General features: G+C 70.8%; 18 protein-coding genes. 9 read left to right on the top strand and 9 right to left on the bottom strand.

Annotated features, from left to right (window positions below; all coding sequences use genetic code 11):
• Positions 1–320: 320 nt before the first annotated feature.
• On the top strand, positions 321–2,969 hold the full coding sequence (locus OG381_RS30400; RefSeq protein ID WP_327719248.1) for a DEAD/DEAH box helicase: 2,649 nt from the start codon (positions 321–323) through the stop codon (positions 2,967–2,969).
• Between the two features lie 232 nt (positions 2,970–3,201).
• On the top strand, positions 3,202–4,110 hold the full coding sequence (locus OG381_RS30395; protein WP_327719247.1) for an alpha/beta fold hydrolase: 909 nt from the start codon (positions 3,202–3,204) through the stop codon (positions 4,108–4,110).
• On the opposite strand, the gene OG381_RS30390 is transcribed toward OG381_RS30395, so the two are convergent.
• Positions 4,107–4,997, bottom strand: a complete 891-nt coding sequence (locus OG381_RS30390; protein ID WP_327719246.1) for an NYN domain-containing protein — start codon at positions 4,995–4,997, stop codon at positions 4,107–4,109. The two genes, OG381_RS30395 and OG381_RS30390, sit on opposite strands and share 4 nt — an antisense overlap.
• A gap of 206 nt (positions 4,998–5,203) precedes the next feature.
• Between OG381_RS30390 and OG381_RS30385 the strand changes: the two genes are divergently transcribed.
• Positions 5,204–5,356 carry a hypothetical protein gene (locus tag OG381_RS30385; RefSeq protein ID WP_095046964.1) on the top strand — a complete coding sequence of 51 codons (153 nt, stop codon included), beginning with the start codon at positions 5,204–5,206 and terminating at the stop codon, positions 5,354–5,356.
• Positions 5,357–5,439: 83 nt separating this feature from the next.
• Here the strand turns inward: OG381_RS30385 and OG381_RS30380 are convergent, their stop codons facing one another.
• The 3 genes from OG381_RS30380 to OG381_RS30370 form a co-directional block, all read right to left on the bottom strand.
• Positions 5,440–6,045 carry a MarC family protein gene (locus OG381_RS30380; RefSeq protein ID WP_327719245.1) on the bottom strand — a complete coding sequence of 202 codons (606 nt, stop codon included), beginning with the start codon at positions 6,043–6,045 and terminating at the stop codon, positions 5,440–5,442.
• Positions 6,046–6,098: 53 nt separating this feature from the next.
• The gene (locus OG381_RS30375) at positions 6,099–6,956 is read right to left on the bottom strand and encodes a PHP domain-containing protein (RefSeq protein WP_327719244.1); all 858 of its coding nucleotides are present in this window, start codon (positions 6,954–6,956) and stop codon (positions 6,099–6,101) included.
• Between the two features lie 189 nt (positions 6,957–7,145).
• On the bottom strand, positions 7,146–7,787 hold the full coding sequence (locus OG381_RS30370; RefSeq protein ID WP_266888370.1) for a DUF6758 family protein: 642 nt from the start codon (positions 7,785–7,787) through the stop codon (positions 7,146–7,148).
• A gap of 172 nt (positions 7,788–7,959) precedes the next feature.
• On the opposite strand from OG381_RS30370, the gene OG381_RS30365 reads away from it, so the two are divergent.
• Positions 7,960–9,183 carry an MFS transporter gene (locus tag OG381_RS30365; protein WP_327719243.1) on the top strand — a complete coding sequence of 408 codons (1,224 nt, stop codon included), beginning with the start codon at positions 7,960–7,962 and terminating at the stop codon, positions 9,181–9,183.
• 30 nt (positions 9,184–9,213) lie between these two features.
• On the opposite strand, the gene OG381_RS30360 is transcribed toward OG381_RS30365, so the two are convergent.
• Positions 9,214–9,798 carry a suppressor of fused domain protein gene (locus OG381_RS30360; RefSeq protein ID WP_307026198.1) on the bottom strand — a complete coding sequence of 195 codons (585 nt, stop codon included), beginning with the start codon at positions 9,796–9,798 and terminating at the stop codon, positions 9,214–9,216.
• Between the two features lie 478 nt (positions 9,799–10,276).
• Here OG381_RS30360 and OG381_RS30355 point away from each other — a divergent pair, with 478 nt between their 5' ends.
• Together OG381_RS30355 and OG381_RS30350 are read left to right on the top strand one after the other, a co-directional pair.
• Positions 10,277–11,395 (top strand): magnesium and cobalt transport protein CorA, encoded by a 1,119-nt coding sequence (locus OG381_RS30355; RefSeq protein WP_327719242.1) that lies wholly within the window; start codon positions 10,277–10,279, stop codon positions 11,393–11,395.
• A 37-nt stretch (positions 11,396–11,432) separates the two neighbouring features.
• On the top strand, positions 11,433–11,945 hold the full coding sequence (locus tag OG381_RS30350) for a hypothetical protein (RefSeq protein ID WP_327719241.1): 513 nt from the start codon (positions 11,433–11,435) through the stop codon (positions 11,943–11,945).
• 10 nt (positions 11,946–11,955) lie between these two features.
• Here the strand turns inward: OG381_RS30350 and OG381_RS30345 are convergent, their stop codons facing one another.
• Positions 11,956–12,711: a hypothetical protein gene (locus tag OG381_RS30345; protein ID WP_327719240.1), complete on the bottom strand. Its 756-nt coding sequence runs from the start codon at positions 12,709–12,711 to the stop codon at positions 11,956–11,958.
• Positions 12,712–12,886: 175 nt separating this feature from the next.
• On the opposite strand from OG381_RS30345, the gene OG381_RS30340 reads away from it, so the two are divergent.
• From OG381_RS30340 to OG381_RS30330, 3 genes are read left to right on the top strand one after another with little or no spacing between them, the layout of a single operon-like run.
• Complete coding sequence (locus OG381_RS30340; RefSeq protein WP_307026206.1) at positions 12,887–14,170, top strand: magnesium transporter MgtE N-terminal domain-containing protein; 1,284 nt, start codon at positions 12,887–12,889, stop codon at positions 14,168–14,170.
• Positions 14,160–14,744, top strand: coding sequence for a DUF1003 domain-containing protein (locus OG381_RS30335; RefSeq protein ID WP_327719239.1), 585 nt, complete (start codon positions 14,160–14,162; stop codon positions 14,742–14,744). The genes OG381_RS30340 and OG381_RS30335 overlap by 11 nt, the downstream gene beginning before the upstream one ends.
• 43 nt (positions 14,745–14,787) lie before the next feature.
• Positions 14,788–15,921: an Mrp/NBP35 family ATP-binding protein gene (locus OG381_RS30330; protein WP_327719238.1), complete on the top strand. Its 1,134-nt coding sequence runs from the start codon at positions 14,788–14,790 to the stop codon at positions 15,919–15,921.
• A 61-nt stretch (positions 15,922–15,982) separates the two neighbouring features.
• Here the strand turns inward: OG381_RS30330 and OG381_RS30325 are convergent, their stop codons facing one another.
• The 3 genes from OG381_RS30325 to OG381_RS30315 form a co-directional block, all read right to left on the bottom strand.
• Positions 15,983–16,639 (bottom strand): hypothetical protein, encoded by a 657-nt coding sequence (locus OG381_RS30325; protein ID WP_307026213.1) that lies wholly within the window; start codon positions 16,637–16,639, stop codon positions 15,983–15,985.
• A 261-nt stretch (positions 16,640–16,900) separates the two neighbouring features.
• Positions 16,901–17,341 (bottom strand): sec-independent translocase, encoded by a 441-nt coding sequence (locus tag OG381_RS30320; RefSeq protein ID WP_327719237.1) that lies wholly within the window; start codon positions 17,339–17,341, stop codon positions 16,901–16,903.
• Between the two features lie 170 nt (positions 17,342–17,511).
• Positions 17,512–19,380 (bottom strand): trypsin-like peptidase domain-containing protein, encoded by a 1,869-nt coding sequence (locus OG381_RS30315; protein ID WP_327719236.1) that lies wholly within the window; start codon positions 19,378–19,380, stop codon positions 17,512–17,514.
• Between the last annotated feature and the right edge of the window lie 144 nt (positions 19,381–19,524).

Genomic DNA, 19,524 nt, shown 5'->3' with positions numbered 1-19,524 from the left:
AGGATGCCCGGTCGGTGGCCCCGGTCGGCTCCGACCTGACAGCTCTCCTTGGCCGTACGGCACTGTGCGTACGGCATCCGGAGGGACCCTCAGCGGTTCGAGCGCTTGAGCGTCGGCAGAGGTCCCGTGCCATTACGGCTAGCCCCGTAAGGCAGTCGACGTCCCCAGCACGGTCCTAGACGACCCCCGAGCTCGCCTCGCACCGCGCACACAGAAGAGGCAAAACCCTGACTACGACGTTCAGAGATCTCGGAATCCTTGCCGAGACCGCCGAAGCCCTCGAGGCCGTCGGCATCATCACCCCCTTCCCCATCCAGGAGATGACGCTCCCCGTCGCCCTTTCGGGCTCGGACGTCATCGGCCAGGCCAAGACCGGCACCGGCAAGACGCTGGGCTTCGGCCTCCCGCTCCTCGAGCGCGTCACCGTCCCCGCGGATGTCGAGGCCGGCCGCGCGAAGCCCGAGGACCTCACCGACGCCCCGCAGGCCCTCGTCGTCGTCCCCACGCGCGAGCTGTGCCAGCAGGTCACCAACGACCTGCTGACCGCGGGCAAGGTCCGTAACGTACGCGTTCTCGCCATCTACGGCGGCCGGGCGTACGAGCCGCAGGTCGAGGCCCTCAAGAAGGGCGTCGACGTGATCGTCGGCACCCCGGGCCGACTGCTGGACCTCGCGGGCCAGAAGAAGCTCAGCCTCAAGCACATCAAGGCCCTCGTCCTCGACGAGGCCGACGAGATGCTCGACCTGGGCTTCCTGCCCGACGTCGAGAAGATCATCAACCTGCTGCCGGCCCGCCGCCAGACGATGCTGTTCTCGGCGACCATGCCGGGCGCGGTCATCGGTCTCGCACGCCGCTACATGTCGCAGCCCACGCACATCCGCGCCACCGCGCCGGACGACGAGGGCCAGACGGTGCGCAACACCGCGCAGTTCGTCTACCGCGCGCACAACATGGACAAGCCCGAGATGGTCGCGCGGATACTGCAGTCCGACGGCCGCGGACTGGCCATGGTCTTCTGCCGTACCAAGCGCACGGCCGCCGATCTCGCCGACCAGCTCCAGCAGCGCGGCTTCGCCTCCGGCGCCGTCCACGGCGACCTCGGCCAGGGCGCGCGTGAGCAGGCGCTGCGGGCCTTCCGCAACGGCAAGGTGGACGTCCTCGTCTGCACCGACGTCGCCGCCCGCGGTATCGACGTCGAGGGCGTGACCCACGTCATCAACTACCAGACCCCCGAGGACGAGAAGACGTACCTGCACCGCATCGGCCGTACCGGCCGCGCGGGCGCCAAGGGCATCGCGATCACCCTCGTCGACTGGGACGACATCCCGCGCTGGCAGCTCATCAACAAGGCGCTGGAGCTCAACTTCAACGACCCGCCGGAGACGTACTCCACCTCCCCGCACTTCTACGAGGAGATGAACATCCCCGCGGGCACCAAGGGTGTCCTGCCGCGTGGCGACCGCACCCGCGCGGGCCTCGCCGCGGAGGAGGTCGAGGACCTGGGTGAGACCGGTGGCCGTGGTGGCCGCGGTCGCACCGACCGGGGCGACCGAGGTGGCCGCGGTGGCCGGGACGAGACCCGTTCCGCCGAGCGCGAGCGCCCGGCCCGTACGCCTCGGCGTCGCCGTCGTACCCGCAACGGCACACCGCTGGACGGGGCCGCCGCTCCGGTGGGCACGACCGCGCCGGAGGAGACCGCGGTGACCGAGGACGCGTCCGCGTCCCGCACCCCGCGTCGCCGTCGCCGCACCCGCAACGGAGCCGCCTCGCTGGAGTCGGTGCCGACCACGGCCACGACGTCCGAGGCCGCGGAGGTCGCGGTCGACACGGCCGAGGCCGCGGAGACCAAGCCGCGCCGCCGCCGTAGCCGCAGGTCGGAGACCGCCGCCGTCGAGGCGCCGGTCACCGTCGAGGTCCCGGAGACCGTGGCCGAGGTCAAGGAGCCCGAGGCGCCCGTCGCCGAGGCCACCGAGACGAAGCCCCGCCGCCGGACCCGCAAGGCCGCGGAGACGGTCGCCGTCGAGGCGCCGGCCGTCGTCGAGGTCGCGGAGGCCGAGGCCCCCGTCGCCGCGCCGCGCCGCCGTACGCGCAAGACGGCTGCCGCCGCCGAGACCGCGGTGGACACGGCCGAGGGCACGGAGACCAAGCCGCGCCGCACCCGCAAGGCCGCCACCGCTCCCGAGGCCGCCGTCGACACCGCCGAGGCCGTGCAGACCAAGCCGCGCCGCACGCGGAAGACGGCCGCCACCGCCGAGACCGTGGTCGACACGGCCGAGGCCGCCGAGGCCAAGCCCCGGACCCGCCGTACCCGCAAGGTCGCCGAGACCGCCGCGCCGGTCGCCGAGATCCCGGCGCAGGCCGCGGAGGAGCCGGAGACCAAGCCGCGCCGTACGCGCAAGACGGCTGCCGCCGCGGAGACCGCGGTGGACACGGCCGAGGGCACGGAGGCCAAGCCGCGCCGCACCCGCAAGGCCGCCGCCGCAGCCGAGACCGCGGTCGACACGGCCGAGGCCCCCGCCGCCGCGCCGCGTCGCCGTACGCGCAAGGTCGCCGAGGCCGCCGAGGCCGCCGAGGCCGTGGTCGACACCGCCGAGGCCACGGAGGCCAAGCCCCGGACCCGCCGCACCCGCAAGGTCGCCGAGACCGTCGAAGCCGCCGCGGCTCCGGAGGTCACCGAGGCCAAGCCGCCTCGCACCCGCAAGGTGGCAGCCGCCGCCGAGACGGCCGTGGACACGGCGGAGGGCGCGGAGACAAAGCCGCGCCGCACCCGCAAGACGGCCGCCGCCACGGAGACGACCGAGGCCAAGCCGACACGCGCCCGCAAGTCGACCGCCGCCGCCACCGAGGCCAAGCCGGCTCGCACGCGGAAGACGGCCGCGGCCGCCGACATCCCGGCGCAGGCCGCCGAGGAGCCGGAGACCAAGCCGCGCCGCCGCACCCGCAAGGTCGCGGAGACCGCGGAAAGCTGACCGCTCACCCGACGGCCCGGCCCACGTCACGTGGGCCGGGCCGTCGGCGTTTCCGGCCCCTCCGGAGCAGCGAGCCCGGCTCACCTACCCACATGGCCCCCGCCCACGAACCCGCCTCAACATGAACCACGGCGTGCCGCTCGGCCCGCCACACGCCCCGCCAGGGCCCCGCATGGCCCACCTCACACAGCCACTGCCGCCCTCCACCCGCCCCGCCGGATAGCCTCGTCGCATGAGCAGGCCCCCCACCTTCGCCCCGCCCCCCGGCGCCCGCGCCCACTCCCTGCGCACCGCTCGCGGTGAGTTCGCCGTCGTCGACGCGGCCGTGGCGGACGGCGTCGCCCCCAGGGGAACCGCTCTGCTGCTGCCCGGGTTCACCGGCAGCAAGGAGGACTTCAACCCGCTGCATGGGCCGCTCGCGGCACGCGGGTACCGCACGGTCGCGGTGGACGGACGGGGACAGTTCGAGTCCGACGGTCCGGCGGACGACGAATCGGCGTACGCGCAGGACGAGTTGGCGAAGGACGTGCTCGCGCAGGCCGCGGCCCTCGGCGGGCCCGTGCATCTCGTCGGGCACTCTCTCGGCGGCCAGATCGCGCGGGCCGCCGTCCTCCTGGACCCCGGCCCCTTCCACTCCCTCACCCTCATGTCCTCGGGCCCCGCCCAGATCTCCGGCTCCCAGCAGCAGCGCGTGAAGCTGCTCCGGGACGCGCTGACGGTGATGGGCATGGCGGACGTGTGGGACGCGATCCAGGCCATGGAACCGCCGGAGGAGACCGACACCGGCGGCGCCCTGGACTCCGGGCTCGACGACCGGGAGGATCTGCGCCGGCGCTGGATGGCCACCAAGCCCGCCCAACTCATCGCCACCGGCCGCCAGTTGTCCGCCGAGCCGGACCGGGTGGCCGAACTGGCCGCCCTACCGCTGCCGTTCCATGTGCTGTCCGGCTCGCACGACGACACCTGGCCGGTGCCGCTGCTCGACGACATGGCCGTCCGCCTGCGGGCCCGCAGGACCGTGATCCCCGGCGCCGAGCACTCCCCCAACACGGACCGCCCCCTGGAGACGGCCCGCGCCCTCGCCGACTTCTGGGACAGCGCCCGCGCACCCCAGCAGGGCCGGGCCGCCGAGAACCGTTAGTACTGCTTCTGCAGGTGCTCCCAGAACCCGTCCCGCAGCGCCCGCCGCAGGTCCACCTGCCCCCGCAGGGAGTACTGCAGCAGCCCTTCCGCCTCCACCAGCAGATCCTGGTCCACCGACCCCGGCAGATAAGGGTGCCCCGGCAGCAGTTCCCCCAGCGACTCCCGCCCCCGCGCCGCCAGCCACTTCGCCGCGATCTGGGCGCCCACGAAGCGGACGTCCTCACGGCCGGGCCGGTTCACCGAGGTGTCGAAGGCGGACGTACGCCGTGACACGTACGGCTTGAAGAAGTCGAGGTCGAGGACGCGCTGGCTGTCGACCTCCCAGAGCAGCGGCTCGGCCTGGTTGCGGCCCTCGGGCGCCTCGATGCCCCACAGGTGGACGCGGGCGCCGTACCCCTGGGCCGCCTCGACCGCCGAGACCAGGTCCTCGTCGCCGCCGAGCAGGGCCGCGTCGCTGATCGCCCGGTGCCGGGCGAGGGACTCCAGATCGGACCTGATCAGTGAGTCGACACCCTTCTGCTGGTTGTTGGCGTTGAGATTGCCCAGCCGTACCTTGACGTCCGGGAGCTCGGCGACCGTCTGCTGCTCGGCGGTGTGGATGCGGCGCCGGGCGCCGTCGTACCAGTAGACCCGCAGCAGCCTGCTGTCCGCGAAGATCGTGCGGGCCCGGTCGATGAGCGCCTCGATCAGCCCCTCGGCGTCCAGGTCGAAGGCCCGGCGGTCCTCGGTCCCGGCGACCAGGCGGCCCGCGGCCGCGTACAGATACCCCGCGTCGACGAAGATCGCATGGGTCGAGGGTGTCTTCGCCACCTCGGCGAGCATGCGTGTCAGCAGCTCGTTGGTGTGGTCGATGCGGGCGGCGAGTGCCGCGAGGTCGTCGTTCATCGCTTCCATTGTCCCGGCGGTCACGCTGCGAACACAACCGGTCCCGGTCGGTCCCCGATGGGACGACGGAGAGTCGCTTACCGGTCAGTAGTTAGCTGTTCGAAAAATTTCTTTAGCGTAGGGAATGTTTGTAACACGCACCCCGTTGACTACCTGTGTACGCAGTAATTCTCCGCAGGAGGATGACCAGACGAAGGGAGAAGCCCATGCGCTTCGAAATCATGCGACTCGACGACGTCGACGGCACGCCCGTGGACAGCACCGTTGTGGACGCCGCCTCCGTCAATCGGATCGTTCAGCAGGCCGCCTCTATAGGCCAGCGACTCTGGATCCGCCCGGCCGAGGCCTCGGCCTCGTAACACATACGCGGTAACACCCAGGCTTCAGAGCCCCCGTACGGCAACGATGTCGTGCGGGGGCTCTGCGCTGTCCGGCCATGGGATCAGCTGGCCTGGATGACCTGCGTGATGCCGTTGATGATCTGCTGCACGGCGATCGCGGAGAGCATCATGCCCGCGAGCCGTGTCACCAGGACCACGCCGCCGTCCTTGATGACCCGGATGATCAGCAGCGAGTACCGCATCACCACCCACAGCACGACATGGATGGCGAGGATCGCCATCCACACCGACACCTGCGTGGCGACGCTGTCGGCCTTCTGCACGGCGAGGATGACCGACACGATCGCGCCCGGCCCGGCGAGCAGCGGCATGCCCAGCGGCACCAGCGCCACATTGACGTCCTTGGTCTGCTTCGGCTCGTCGGTCTTGCCGGTCAGCAGGTCCAGGGCGATCAGCAGAAGCAGCAGTCCGCCCGCGATCATCAGCGCGGGGACGGAGACATGCAGGTAGTCGAGGATCTGGTGCCCGAGGAGCCCGAAGACGGTGATGACACCGCCGGCGACACAGACGGCCTGGAAGGCCATCCGCTTCTGTACCTTGGCGGGCCGGCCGGAGGTCAGCGCCAGGAAGATCGGGGTGATCCCGGGGGGATCCATGATGACGAAGAGGGTCAGGAACAGGGAGCCGAAAACGGCAGCGTCGAACACAGGAGAGCCTTGCGAGGAGAAAGGGAGAGATCAGATGGACGTGAGAGCGAGTCTCAGACTCCGCCGGTCCCCGGCACCGGGAACGCGCCGGTGGCCCGCCGGATGATCTCGCCGTACACCTCGGGGTCGGTCCGGTACTCGCCGAGCGTGACGGTCTTGCGGCTGCCGTGGTAGTCGGAGGACCCGGTGACCAGCAGCCCCAGATCGGCGGCGAGTCCGCGCAGCCCGGCCCGGGTTTCGTCGTCGTGGTCCATGTGGTCGACCTCGATACCGTCGAGCCCGGCCGCGGCCAACTCGGCGATCGCGGACTCCGGCACCGTGTGCCCGCGCTTGCTGGCGCCCGGGTGCGCGAAGACGGTGACGCCGCCCGCGGCCTTGACCAGCCGGATCGCCTCGAAGGGGTCGGTCTCGTGCTTCTCCACGTGGGCCCGGCCGCCGTCGGCGAGCCAGTCCTGGGTGAAGGCGTCGCTCACGGTGGGTACGACCCCGAGTTCGACGAGCGCGGTGGCGACATGCGGCCGTCCGACGGACCCGTCCCCGGCGATCCGCATCACCTGCTCCCAGGTGACGGGCACACCCAGCTCGTTGAGCCGGGCGACCATGCCCCGCGCCCGCGGCACCCGGTCGTCCCGCACCAGCTCCCGCTCGGCGAGCAGCTCCGCCTCCTCGGGATCGAAGAGGTAGGCCAGCAGGTGCATGGACACGCCGTCGAGACGACAGGACAGCTCCGCCCCGGTGACGAGCGTGAGCCCCTCCGGCAGCGCCGCGATCGCCTCGGCGTACCCGCGAGTGGTGTCGTGATCGGTCAGCGCGACCACGTCCAGCCCAGCCGCGGCGGCATTACGCACCAGCTCAGCAGGCGTGTCCGTCCCATCGGAAGCCGTGGAGTGGGTGTGCAGATCAATGCGCACGACACGAACTCCAGACACCAACGGAACACAAGGGACCGCTAAAGGATAACCGGACTCACAGCCCCCCAGTCACACCCGAAACCTATGAGAGACCTTTACACAGACCCACCCAGGGGCGCGGGGAACCGCGCGATCAACCACAACGCACCCGCAGCCGCCAACGCACCGAAGCCCCCACCCCCGTAGGCGCTACGGCTCAAGCAAGCGCGGCGACAACGCTCCGCAGGGCACCAGCTCCACCTCGGCCCCCGCGTCCCGCAGATCCGTCAGCACGAGCTCGTCGTACATCAGCAGCCCCGACTGCTCGGGCCACACCACGGCCCACAGCCACAGTCCGCGAGCCTCGCCCGCGAAGACCGCCCGATCGTCCGGCGCCCCGGAGACATGCCACAGCGGCGTGGGCCGCCCGGCGGCCAGCACCTTCGCCTGTGGTGGCTTCTCGACGTTCATGTACGGCCCCGGATCCGGCCCGTCGATCCCGGCGTACCGCGCACCGAGACCCACACCGAGCTCCTCGGCGACCAGGATCAGTTCTCCGATACCGCCCAGCGGTCCGGGCCCCGTGCACGCCACCGCCGTCGCACGACCCCCGCTGCGGTCGTCGCCCGCGCAGCCGACACCCGTGAAAAGCCAGCCGACCGGCAGTGGCCACGGCATCCAGACCGGTACCTGTGTGCGGTGCACCACGACGTCGAGCGCCTCGACGCTGGGCGGGATCACCGGCTGGAGCGGATGCACCGTCCCGTGCACATCGCACTGCCAGGTGTCGGCGAAGAGTCCGGGAGCCCTGACCCGGCCACCACACTTCGGGCAACTGGGTTCGCCCCTCATAGGGCCCCACGGTCCTACCCCTGCTCCCCCACGTCAAGGACGATCACCCGTCCGGGCGGAACCGCCTTCAGATCGCCCCACCAGGGACAACTAGATGTAGCTTGCATTATTTAGCTGCCCTAACTTACTATGTGCATATACCAACCATCTCCTCGCCGGAATTGGAGAAACCATGGACGCCTTCGACGCGGGAGCGGGCAGCCTCCTGCGACAGCCCAAGGCGGTCTGGGCCACGGCCGGTGCCTCCGTCGTCGCCTTCATGGGCATCGGACTGGTCGACCCGATCCTGCCGTCCATCGCCCAGGGCCTCGACGCCACCGCCAGCCAGGTCTCCCTGCTCTTCACCTCGTACTTCCTCATCACCGCCGTCGCGATGCTGGTCACCGGTTTCGTCTCCAGCCGCATCGGCGGCCGCAAGACCCTGCTGCTCGGCCTCGCGTTCGTGGTCGTCTTCGCCGGCCTCGCGGGCACCTCGAACTCGGTCGCCGAACTCGTCGGCTTCCGCGCGGGCTGGGGCCTCGGCAACGCCCTCTTCGTCTCGACCGCCCTCGCCGTCATCGTCGGCGCGGCGGCGGGCGGGAGCGCCGCGGCGATCCTGCTCTACGAGTCGGCGCTCGGCCTGGGCATGGCGTGCGGCCCGCTGCTGGGCGCGCTGCTCGGCGACGCCAACTGGCGCTACCCGTTCTTCGGCACGGCCTTCCTGATGGCGGTCGGCTTCCTGTGCATCACGGTGTTCCTGAAGGAGCAGCCCAGGCCGGCCCGCAAGACCTCACTGCTCGACCCCCTCAAGGCACTGGGCCACGGCGGCCTCGCCTCCGCCGCCGCCTCGGCGTTCTTCTACAACTACACGTTCTTCACCGTGCTGGCCTTCACGCCGTTCGTGCTGAACATGACCCCGTACAAGTCGGGTGCCGTGTTCTTCGCCTGGGGCGTGCTGCTCGCCGTGTTCTCGGTGCTCGTGGCACCGCGTCTGCAGCGGCGGTTCGGTTCGCTGAAGGTGCTCGGCGGCTCGCTCGTCCTGCTCGCCGTCGACGTGCTCGCCCTCGGCTACGGCAGCCACGCCGTCGCGATCGTCTGCACGATCCTCTCCGGCGCGTTCATCGGCGTGAACAACACCGTCTACACGGAACTGGCGCTCGGCGTGTCGGACGCGCCGCGCCCGGTGGCGAGCGCCGGCTACAACTTCGTGCGCTGGTTCGCGGCCGCTGCCGCGCCCTACTTCGCGCCGAAGATCGAGGAGTGGAGCGACATCCACATGCCGTTCGTGGTGGCGGCGGTGACCGCCGTCCTGGGCGCACTCGTGGTCGTCGTACGACGGAACGCGCTCACTAACGAAGCGGAGGAACTGGAGTCGAAGCACGCCACAGAGGACAGCGTGGCCGTCTTCGTCAACTGACGCTTTCCAGCCACCGGTTGGTGACCTCAGTCACTCCAGCGGGACGGACTTCCGGGACGGATCCCGCAGGTCCGTCCCGTTCGTCAGCCAGCGCTCCTGGAGGGCCTGAGCACCGTGGACGCGCTTCCAGGCGGCCTCGTTCGGGGTCATGGGCAGCAGCGGCAGGAACTGGACCGGGTCCATGGGCTCGTCGAGTTCCAGATCCTCGACCAGGCCACCCGGTTCGGCCACCAGGACCGAGGTGAACGGGGCGCCGGGCCACAGGGGTTCGCCGACGTCGAGGGAGGCGCCGGGGGCCACGATCACACCCTCGACCTGCGGGGACGCGGCGAGTACGGCGAGCGGGCGGAGCACCTTGTCGGTGTCGGCGAGTCCGGCGCGGACCGAGAGGACCAGCTCGGCGCGCGGCCCCTTGACCGGGTCGGCGAGCGTCGCGGTGGGGTCGCCCATCGGTTGCGCCGACATGCCGAGCGTGGCGTAGCGGACGATGTCGCCCTCCTGGAAACGCAGCACCTCGACGCGGTCCGTGCCGAGGAAGGTGACCGCGGCGCGCGCGTCCGGTTCGCCCAGCGCCGTACGCAACCGGGCCTCGACCAAGGGAAGAACATCAGCCATGCCGCGAGCATAGAACTCGTCAGTACCGGGCAAAGCAGCGCCTTGACTATTCGGTCGGCTGATACTCTTTGCCGGTGGTTCGGGGCAGCACGCAGAAGCGTCGCTATCGAGTCCCGACGCCGTGAGACTCCCCCTACGGGGAATGGCTCGTCCCTTACGAGGGACCGACCGGAGGAGGTGGGGCTGTCATGGATCGAAGTCGACCTGGTAGTACCACTCGCTCTTCCGGCCACTGATGTAGCTGATCCGCCCTCGGCCGATCGCCGCCTCTCACGCTCGCGTCTTCATCGTCGGAAGAGCACTTCGTCTCGTTTTGCCTGATCTGTTTGATCTGTATCAGCAGCGAAACCCGCTACCGCAATGGTGCGGTGCTCCCCGCTTTGTGGACGTGCCAAACATCCGCAGTCAGGACGTCCTCATTCCGGGCAGTTCCATCCGTTGAAGCGGCTTTCCGCTGCCTGTCGCGAAGGAGCCCGCCATGTCGATGATCCGCGACCTGCGTGCCGTGGTCCGACCCTCCCGCGTCTCGCTGCGCAAGAGCAGCAGCACCGACTACGACACCACGCGTGACCCCGGCACGCCCTCGGCCGTCGTCGACTGCGCCGTCTACCGCGACGGGGCCCGCGTCCAGCTGCCGACGGCACTGACCCCGCACGAGGCGATGCGTCAGGTGCGCCGTGACGGGGGCTTCGTGTGGATCGGGCTGCACGAGCCGACCGAGGCCGAATTCTCCGGTATCGCCAGCGAGTTCGGGCTGCACCCGCTGGCCGTGGAGGACGCGGTGCAGGCACACCAGCGGCCCAAGCTGGAGCGCTACGACGACTCCCTCTTCACCGTCTTCAAGACCATCCACTACGTCGAGCACGACGAGCTCACCGCCAACAGCGAGATCGTCGAGACCGGCGAGGTCATGTGCTTCACCGGACGGGACTTCTTCATCACCGTCCGGCACGGCGGACAGGGTTCGCTGCGGGCGCTGCGCCACCGCCTCCAGGACGATCCCGAGCTGCTCGCCAAGGGTCCTTCGGCGGTGCTGCACGCGATCGCCGACCATGTCGTCGACGGGTACATCGCGGTCGCCGACGCGGTGCAGGACGACATCGACGAGGTCGAGACGGAGGTGTTCTCGCCGGGGCGCAAGGGCTCGCCGCGCGGCACGGACGCCGGCCGGATCTACCAACTCAAGCGTGAGGTCCTGGAGTTCAAGCGGGCCGTCTCGCCGCTCCTGCGTCCCATGCAGCTGCTGAGCGAGCGGCCGATGCGGCTCATCGACCCCGACATCCAGAAGTACTTCCGGGACGTCGCCGACCACCTCGCCCGGGTCCAGGAGCAGGTCATCGGCTTCGACGAACTGCTCAACTCGATCCTCCAGGCCAACCTCGCGCAGGCGTCCGTGGCGCAGAACGAGGACATGCGGAAAATCACCTCGTGGGCGGCCATCATCGCCGTACCGACGATGGTGTGCGGTGTGTACGGCATGAACTTCGAGCACATGCCCGAGCTGCACTGGCGGTACGGCTATCCCGTGATCATGATGATCACCGGTGTCATCTGCCTCGGCATCCACCGCACGCTGAAGCGCAACGGCTGGCTGTGACCCGGTCCCGGTGAACCCGCCTGGATAGGCTGGGCGCATGACAAGTGAGCTGCTCGACCAGGCCCTCGTCGAGGAGGCCACCAAGAAGTCCGGCCTTGTCTGGGTCAGGGGCCCCGAGGGTCCGGCCCGGGCGCTCTGGCACGTGTGGCACGAGGGTGCGGTGTGTCTGGTCGGCGACGGGCCGGGCGAGCAGCCGCTGCCGGGGCTCACCGACGGGACCGAGGCCGAGGTGACCGTCCGCAGCAAGGACAAGGGCGGGCGGCTGGTGGCCTGGACGGCGAAGGTCGTCGAGCTGTCCGCCGGGTCCGAGGCCTGGGACGCGGCTGTCGCCGAGCTCAAGGGCAAGCGGCTCAACGCGCCCGACGGCGAGGCGATGACGGGGCGCTGGGCGCGCGAGTGCCGGGTGCTGCGGCTCGAGCCGACGGGGTCGACGCTGCCGCTGCCGGACGGGGATCTGGCCGAGGCGCCGGTTCCCACGACGGCCACGACCCGGCAGCCGATCCCCGCCGGGCTTCCCAGGCTGCTGCTGAAGCGCCGCAAGCGGAAGTAAGGGGTAAGCGTCAGGACGTCGGCAGTTCCTTGCCGTAGTCCACCGTCTCGTCCTTCTCCGGCTTTTCCAGGCTGAAGGGCTTGCCCCAGCCCGAGAAGGTCAGGGTGCCCGCGCCGCCCGCGCGCTCCAGGCGGAGCGGATACGGCTTGCCCTCCAGGGAGACGTCCAGCTTGCCGCCGGCGCCGTCGCCGCCGGTGATGCGGATGGTGCGGGTGCCGGACTGCTCGTGGTGGCCGTCGGTGGACAGCTCGCCGTGGAGGGTCAGCAGGCCCGCCAGGAGGACGTCCTTGTCGGTGAAGCCGCTGAACTTCTTGTACGAGGGGTCTCCCTGCGGCACCTTCACGAACTTGTCGTCGAGCTTGTCCGCGGCGGCCGTGTCCGTGCCGGAGTCGCCCTTGCCGTCCTGCTGACCCCAAAAGCCCGCGTCGGCCTTGAGATAGAGCTGCTCGCCGATCCGCAGCAGCCCGAAGGTCGCGCCCTCGGAGGTGACCGAGCCCGAGCCGCCGTCGGACGTGAGACGCATGTCGAGTTTGTAAGTGCGCCCGCTGGTGACCACGTTCCCTGAGAGACGGACCGTGTCGGCGGACTCGGCGGCCGCCTGGGTCTTCGTCTGGATCTGGGCGGCCGGCAGCTTGCCGACCCCGTTGGTGCCCGCGTCGGGGTCGTCACCACCGCACCCGGTCAGGCCCGTTCCCGTCACGACCAGGGCGCACATCGCGCCGAGCAGTCCGGTCCGGCGGGTGCGGCCCTGGGGAATCGCAGTCACAGGTGGGGCTGCCTTTCTGACGAGGGTCCATCGGAGGCGTACCGCAGGGTACCGGGGCCCCGAGGGCCCGACGGAGCCAGTCCGTCCGGACCGCCCCACCAGGGCGTACCGCATCGGGACGGGCTAGCCTGAAGCCCGTCGCAGCGGGCAATCGGCGTGAAAAGGAGGCGCAGGCATGGCAGGGGGTGTCCCCAGGATCTTCGTCTCGCACCTCGCCGGAGTCGCCGTCTTCGATCCGAACGGCGACCAGGTGGGCCGGGTGCGCGACCTGGTCGTCATGCTGCGCGTCGGACGGAGACCACCGAGGGTGCTCGGCCTCGTCGTCGAACTGTCGACCCGGCGCCGTATCTTCCTGCCCATGACCCGCGTGACCAGCATCGAGTCCGGCCAGGTCATCACCACCGGGGTGCTCAACGTCCGCCGCTTCGAGCAGCGGCCCACCGAGCGCCTGGTCTTCGGCGAGCTCCTGGACCGGCGCGTGACGCTCGTCGAGGCCAAGGAAGAGGTCACCGTCCTCGATGTGTCCGTGCAGCAGCTGCCGGCCCGCCGGGACTGGGAGATCGACCGCGTCTTCGTCCGCAAGGGCGGCAAGGGCGGTGCCTTCCGCCGCAAGGGCGAGACGCTGACCGTCGAGTGGTCCGCGGTCACCGGCTTCTCCCTGGAGGAGCACGGACAGGGCGCCGAGAGCCTCCTCGCCACCTTCGAGCAGCTCCGCCCCGCCGACCTGGCGAACGTCCTGCACCACCTCTCCCCCAAGCGCCGCGCGGAGGTCGCCGCGGCCCTCGACGACGACCGGCTGGCCGACGTCCTCGAAGAGCTCCCCGAGGACGACCAGATCGAGATCCTCGGCAAGCTCAAGGAGGAGCGGGCCGCGGACGTGCTGGAGGCCATGGACCCGGACGACGCGGCCGACCTGCTCTCCGAACTCCCCGAGGAGGACCAGGAGCGGCTGCTGAGCCTGATGGAGCCCGCCGACGCGGCCGACATGCGGCGCCTGATGTCCTACGAGGAGCACACGGCCGGCGGTCTGATGACGACCGAGCCGATCGTCCTGCGGCCGGACGCCACCGTCGCCGACGCCCTCGCCCGGGTCCGCAACGCCGACCTGTCGCCCGCCCTCGCCGCCCAGGTCTACGTCTGCCGTCCGCCCGACGAGACGCCGACCGGCAAGTACCTCGGCACGGTCCACTTCCAGCGCCTGCTGCGGGACCCGCCGTACACCCTGGTCAGCGCGATCATCGACGACGACCTCCAGCCCCTGGACCCGGACGCCGCGCTGCCGGTCGTCGCCGGGTTCTTCGCGACGTACGACATGGTGGCGGCGCCCGTCGTGGACGACTCCGGGTCGCTGCTGGGCGCGGTGACCGTGGACGACGTACTGGACCACATGCTGCCGGAGGACTGGCGTGAGACCGAGTTCCACCTCGACGAGGACGAGGTGACTCCGCATGGCTCCTGAGCGTGAGACGGGCCGCGAGCGCACCCCCGCGGGGGCCACCGCCGCCACGCGCCCTCGTGCCCGTCTGGACCAGCCCCGGCCGCCCCGGCGGCGTCTGCTGCCCGAGTGGGACCCGGAGGCCTTCGGACGGCTCTCGGAGCGCATCGCGCGCTTCCTCGGCACCGGGCGGTTCATCGTCTGGATGACGATCGTCATCATCGTGTGGGTGCTGTGGAACATCTTCGCGCCGGGCGACCTGAAGTTCGACAACTACCCCTTCATCTTCCTGACTCTGATGCTGTCCCTCCAGGCCTCCTACGCGGCCCCTCTGATCCTGCTCGCGCAGAACCGGCAGGACGATCGGGACCGGGTCAATCTTGAGCAGGACCGCAAGCAGAACGAGCGCTCGATCGCCGACACCGAGTATCTGACCCGCGAGATCGCCGCCCTGCGGATCGGCCTCGGCGAGGTCGCCACCCGGGACTGGATCCGCTCCGAGCTGCAGGACCTGATGAAGGAACTGGAGGAGCGGGGGGACGGCCACGGCGTATTCCCGGCAGAACGGTCGCCCGGACGTGACGTAGAAGACCGCTGACGGGCATCCCGGGGGCACGCCGCCGAGCCGTACCATCTTCCTTATGGTTAGCGAAGACGCGGTGCGCGAGGCACTGGCGACGGTGAACGACCCCGAGATCAACCGACCCATCACCGAACTGGGAATGGTCAAGTCGGTGGACATCGGCGCGGACGGAGCGGTCGCGGTCGCCGTCTACCTGACCGTGTCCGGCTGCCCGATGCGCGAGACGATCACCCAGCGTGTGACCGACGCCGTCGCGGCGGTCGAGGGCGTCACCGGTGTCGACGTCACGCTCGACGTGATGAGCGACGAGCAGCGCAAGGAGCTGGCGACGGCCCTGCGCGGAGGCCAGACCGAGCGCGAGGTCCCCTTCGCCAAGCCGGGCTCGCTCACGCGCGTGTACGCGGTCGCCTCCGGCAAGGGCGGCGTCGGCAAGTCCTCGGTGACAGTGAACCTGGCGGCGGCGCTGGCCGCGGACGGTCTCAAGGTGGGCGTCGTGGACGCCGACATCTACGGCCACTCCGTGCCCCGCATGCTGGGCGCCGACGGGCGTCCGACCCAGGTCGAGAACATGATCATGCCGCCGTCGGCGCACGGCGTGAAGGTCATCTCCATCGGCATGTTCACCCCGGGCAACGCCCCGGTGGTGTGGCGCGGCCCGATGCTGCACAGGGCGCTTCAGCAGTTCCTCGCGGACGTGTACTGGGGTGACCTCGACGTCCTCCTCCTCGACCTTCCGCCGGGCACGGGCGACATCGCGATCTCCGTGGCCCAGCTGGTCCCGAACGCCGAGATCCTGGTCGTCACGACCCCGCAGCAGGCCGCCGCCGAGGTGGCCGAGCGGGCGGGTGCCATCGCCGTCCAGACCCACCAGAAGATCGTCGGCGTGGTCGAGAACATGTCGGGCATGCCCTGCCCGCACTGCGACGAGATGGTCGACATCTTCGGCACGGGCGGCGGCCAGATGGTCGCCGACGGCCTCACCAAGACGACCGGCGCGACGGTCCCGGTCCTCGGCTCCATCCCGATCGACGTCCGCCTGCGCGAGGGCGGCGACGACGGCAAGCCGGTCGTCCTGAGCGACCCGGACTCCCCGGCGGGCGCGGCCCTGCGGGCGATCGCGGGGAAGCTGGGCGGACGCCAGCGCGGCCTCGCGGGCCTGTCCCTGGGGATCACCCCGCGGAACAAGTTCTAGATCCTCCTGCGACGAGGGGGCGCCGGCTCACGGAGTCGGCGCCCCCTCGTCGTAGGACCGGCTACGCGTCGTAGGCCGAGATGTCCTTGATCATGGCGAAGCCGAGCCCGTACGCGCTCATGCCTCTCCCGTACGCCCCCACGTGCACGCCCTCCGGCGTGGACCCGGCGAGGACCCAGCCGAACTCGGACTCGCGGTAGTGGAAGGACGTCGGCACCCCGTCCACGGGGAGCGACAGGGTCGACCAGTCCGAACCGTCGAGGTCGTCGGCCAGGGCCCACGCCGTCTCCGTCTGCTGGTCCAGCCAGTCGTCGCGCAGCGAGTGGTCCATCGAGCCGGGCCAGGTGAAGGACAGCAGCCCGACCCCCGCGAGCCACGCCGCCGAGGAGACCGACGTCGCCTCGAGAAGCCCCGTGCCGTCGGCGCTCCTGCGGGACGGGTTCGCCGCGACGGTCACCACCACCGCGAACTTCTCCTTGTCCTCCGACGCCTCGTTCCGCACGGAGGGCTCGTCACCGTGCCCGATCGAACCGTGCTCGACGGCACCGTCCGCCGCCGTCCCGACCTGCATCAGCCAGCGCGGACCCGTGAAGGCCTCGTCGAGGCCGTACCACGGGAAGGGCGCCAGCAGGTAGCCGTCGACCGTGCGCCGGGCGGAGGGGACCTGCTGTCCGCCCTCCGCCGGGGCCTGTGCGACCGCCTGACTCGTCGTCTCCATGTGCCCGGACGCCTCCTCGTTCCTCGTCGGTCCGGAACGGCCCACCCCCCTTCGGGCGACTCGTCCGGTCCGCACAACAACTCGGCAGCATAGCCACCCCACCGGGACCAGCAGGGAAAGCGCCCGGCGCGCGGGGCGTCCGGGCGTCGGGATCAGGCCGCACGGAGGCCTGGCGGGATATGAAACGCGTCACGTACGACGCAGCCGCACGTCACTGACGTGCGGCTGAGGAGCATGGGGACGACTGCGGGTGTACGACGTTCAGGTGGCGTCCGCGTCGAAGACCGGGCGGTCGTCCTTGCCGTCGTCGTCGGGCTTCTTGGTCATGTCGATCCGGCCGCCTGACGACGACCCGGAGGAGGACGAGGACGACTCCGACTCACGGCCGTGGACCGCGTCGGTGACCTCGGCCATCTCCTTCTTGATGTCGAAGCCGTTGCGGATCTCCTTGAGCCCCAGCTCGTCGTTGTCCATCTGCTTGCGGATGAACGTCTTGGGGTTCAGGTCCTCGAACTCGAAGTCCTTGAACTCGGGACCGAGTTCCGAGCGGATGTCCTGCTTGGCGCTCTCCGAGAACTCCCGGACCTTCCGGATGGTGCGCATGACGTCCTGGATGACCTTCGGGAGCTTGTCCGGACCGAAGACGAGCACGGCGAGGACAACGAGCGTCATCAGCTCGAGCGGTCCTATGTCATTGAACACCTGAAGCTCCTTGCGATGTCCGGGCCGGGTCCACGGTACCCGGCGATCCGGTACGACCGGTACTGTCCCGAGGCCTCCGAGTGCGCGGGCATGAGCGGTTTTGAGGGTTGTTTGCCATGTGGGGCCGGGTTTGCGGGCGCCCCTGTGAGGTTTCTGTTAATCGGGGGCGCTCAATCGCCGTCCGAGGATCCGAGCACCAGGGAGATGGTCAGCTCCTCGCCGCCGCGTTCCACGGTGAGCTCCAGCCGGTCGCCCGGGCGGTGGGCGCGGGTCTTGACGATCAGCTCCTCGCCGGAGTGGATGCGCTGGCCGTCGACCTCGGTGATGACGTCGCCCGACTTGATGCCTGCCTTGTCCCCGGCGCCGCCGGCGATGACCGCGGGCCCGCCGTCGTTGCCCTTCGTGCCGACGCGGGCGCCGTCGCCCGAGTAGTCCATGTCGAGGGTGACGCCGATGACCGGGTGGGTCGCCTTGCCGGTGTTGATCAGCTCTTCGGCGACGCGCTTGCCCTGGTTGATGGGGATGGCGAAGCCGAGGCCGATGGAGCCGGCCTGGGCGCCACCGGAGTCGGAGCCGTCGTCGGCGGAGCGGATGGCGGAGTTGATGCCGATGACCCGGGCCTTGGAGTCGAGGAGGGGGCCGCCGGAGTTGCCGGGGTTGATGGGCGCGTCGGTCTGCAGGGCGTCGACGTAGGACACGTCGCTGCCGTCGCCGCTCTCGCCGCCGGCCGTGATGGGCCGCTCCTTGGCGCTGATGATCCCGGAGGTGACGGTGCCCTCCAGGTCGAAGGGGGCGCCGATGGCGACGACCGGGTCGCCGACCTGGACGCTGTCGGAGTTGCCGAGGTTCATGGGCTGGAGTCCGCTGACGCCGGTGACCTTCACGACGGCGAGGTCGTAGCCGCTGTCCCGCCCGACGACGGTGGCCTTGGCGGTGTCGCCGCTGTGGAAGGTGACGGATATGTCCCCGTCGGCTCCGGCGGGCTCGACGACGTGGTTGTTGGTGAGGATGTGGCCCCGGTCGTCGAGCACGAACCCGGTGCCGGTGCCCTGCTCCTCCGCGCCGCTCACATGGAGGGTCACCACGCTGGGCAGCGCCCGTGCGGCGATCCCCGCCACGCTGTCCGGCGCCCGCCCTGCGGGCTCGGCATCGGCCTGCGGCAGCTCCACGTCCCCCACACCGCCATTGCGCTCCAGATAGGCCCCTACGGCCCCGCCGACGCCCCCGGAGACCAGCGCGATCAGCACGGCACAGACGACGAGGACCCTCCTGGCCCGCTTGCGGCGCCCGTCCCTGGCGAGGACGGCGGCGCCGTGCTGCTGGAGCAAGGTGGGGAGGGGGACGGCGGCCCAGGGGTCGTAGTTCCGCCAGGGGTTGGCGGGGGGCGGGGTGGACGGGGTCTCGGCGTAGGGCGCCGGAGAGGGTGCGTCCGCGTAGGAGGGGGCGCTGGGAGTCGGCGCGGGGGTGCCGTGCGCCTGCGGGGGCGTCGGTATCGCCGTGCCGTGGGACGGGGTGTTGGCCGGGTGCTGTACCGGCGGGGCCGGGGCCCAGGGGCCGGGCTCGCCGTACGGCGGGGTGCTGTAGGGGTCGGGGTCGTGCAGGGGCTTGGGAGAGGGGTCCGCCGTGCCCTCCCCCACCGCCGGGGCGGTGGGCGTGAGGGGCAGGCTCAGCTCGAAGTCACCGTCACCCTGGGTCCCTGCGGGGACCCGGTCCTGCGGCTCGGCCCCGGGCTCGGGTCCGGGCTCGGGCTCGGGCACGGGCTCGGGCACGGGCACGGGCACGGACGAACCGTCCTCGCGCACGGCGTCCCGCGGCGACCTCAGCGCGAAGTCGCCCCCGTCATCGGCCGTGCCGGCCGGCTGCTGAGGCTGCTTCAGCTCGTAGTCACCGTCGGCGGTGGGACCCGGCACCGGAGGTGCCCCCTCGGTCCCCACGCTGTACTCGCCCGGCGCGGCCGGAGCCCCCTCCGCCTGGCCCGCAGGGCCCTGCGGACGCGGTCGGCTCCACCACTTCGCCTTCGTGGGCTTCCCCTCGTTCATGCTCTCCCCACACCGGGGCCTGGCCGGCACGTCGGCCCCGCTCACCTGCGCCTGTCAGGCACGCTGCCGCCATCACGGCCTGATCTGCCGGACAGGCGCGGGCACGGCTCTCCCTGGATTCAACCAGGTTCGGGTGCCGGCGCG

Origin of the sequence: Streptomyces sp. NBC_00490, from assembly GCF_036013645.1 — a bacterium.
GTDB lineage: Bacteria > Actinomycetota > Actinomycetes > Streptomycetales > Streptomycetaceae > Streptomyces > Streptomyces canus_F.
The sequence above is the reverse complement of the archived record's forward strand: the minus strand, read 5'-3'. Positions and strand labels throughout refer to the sequence as shown.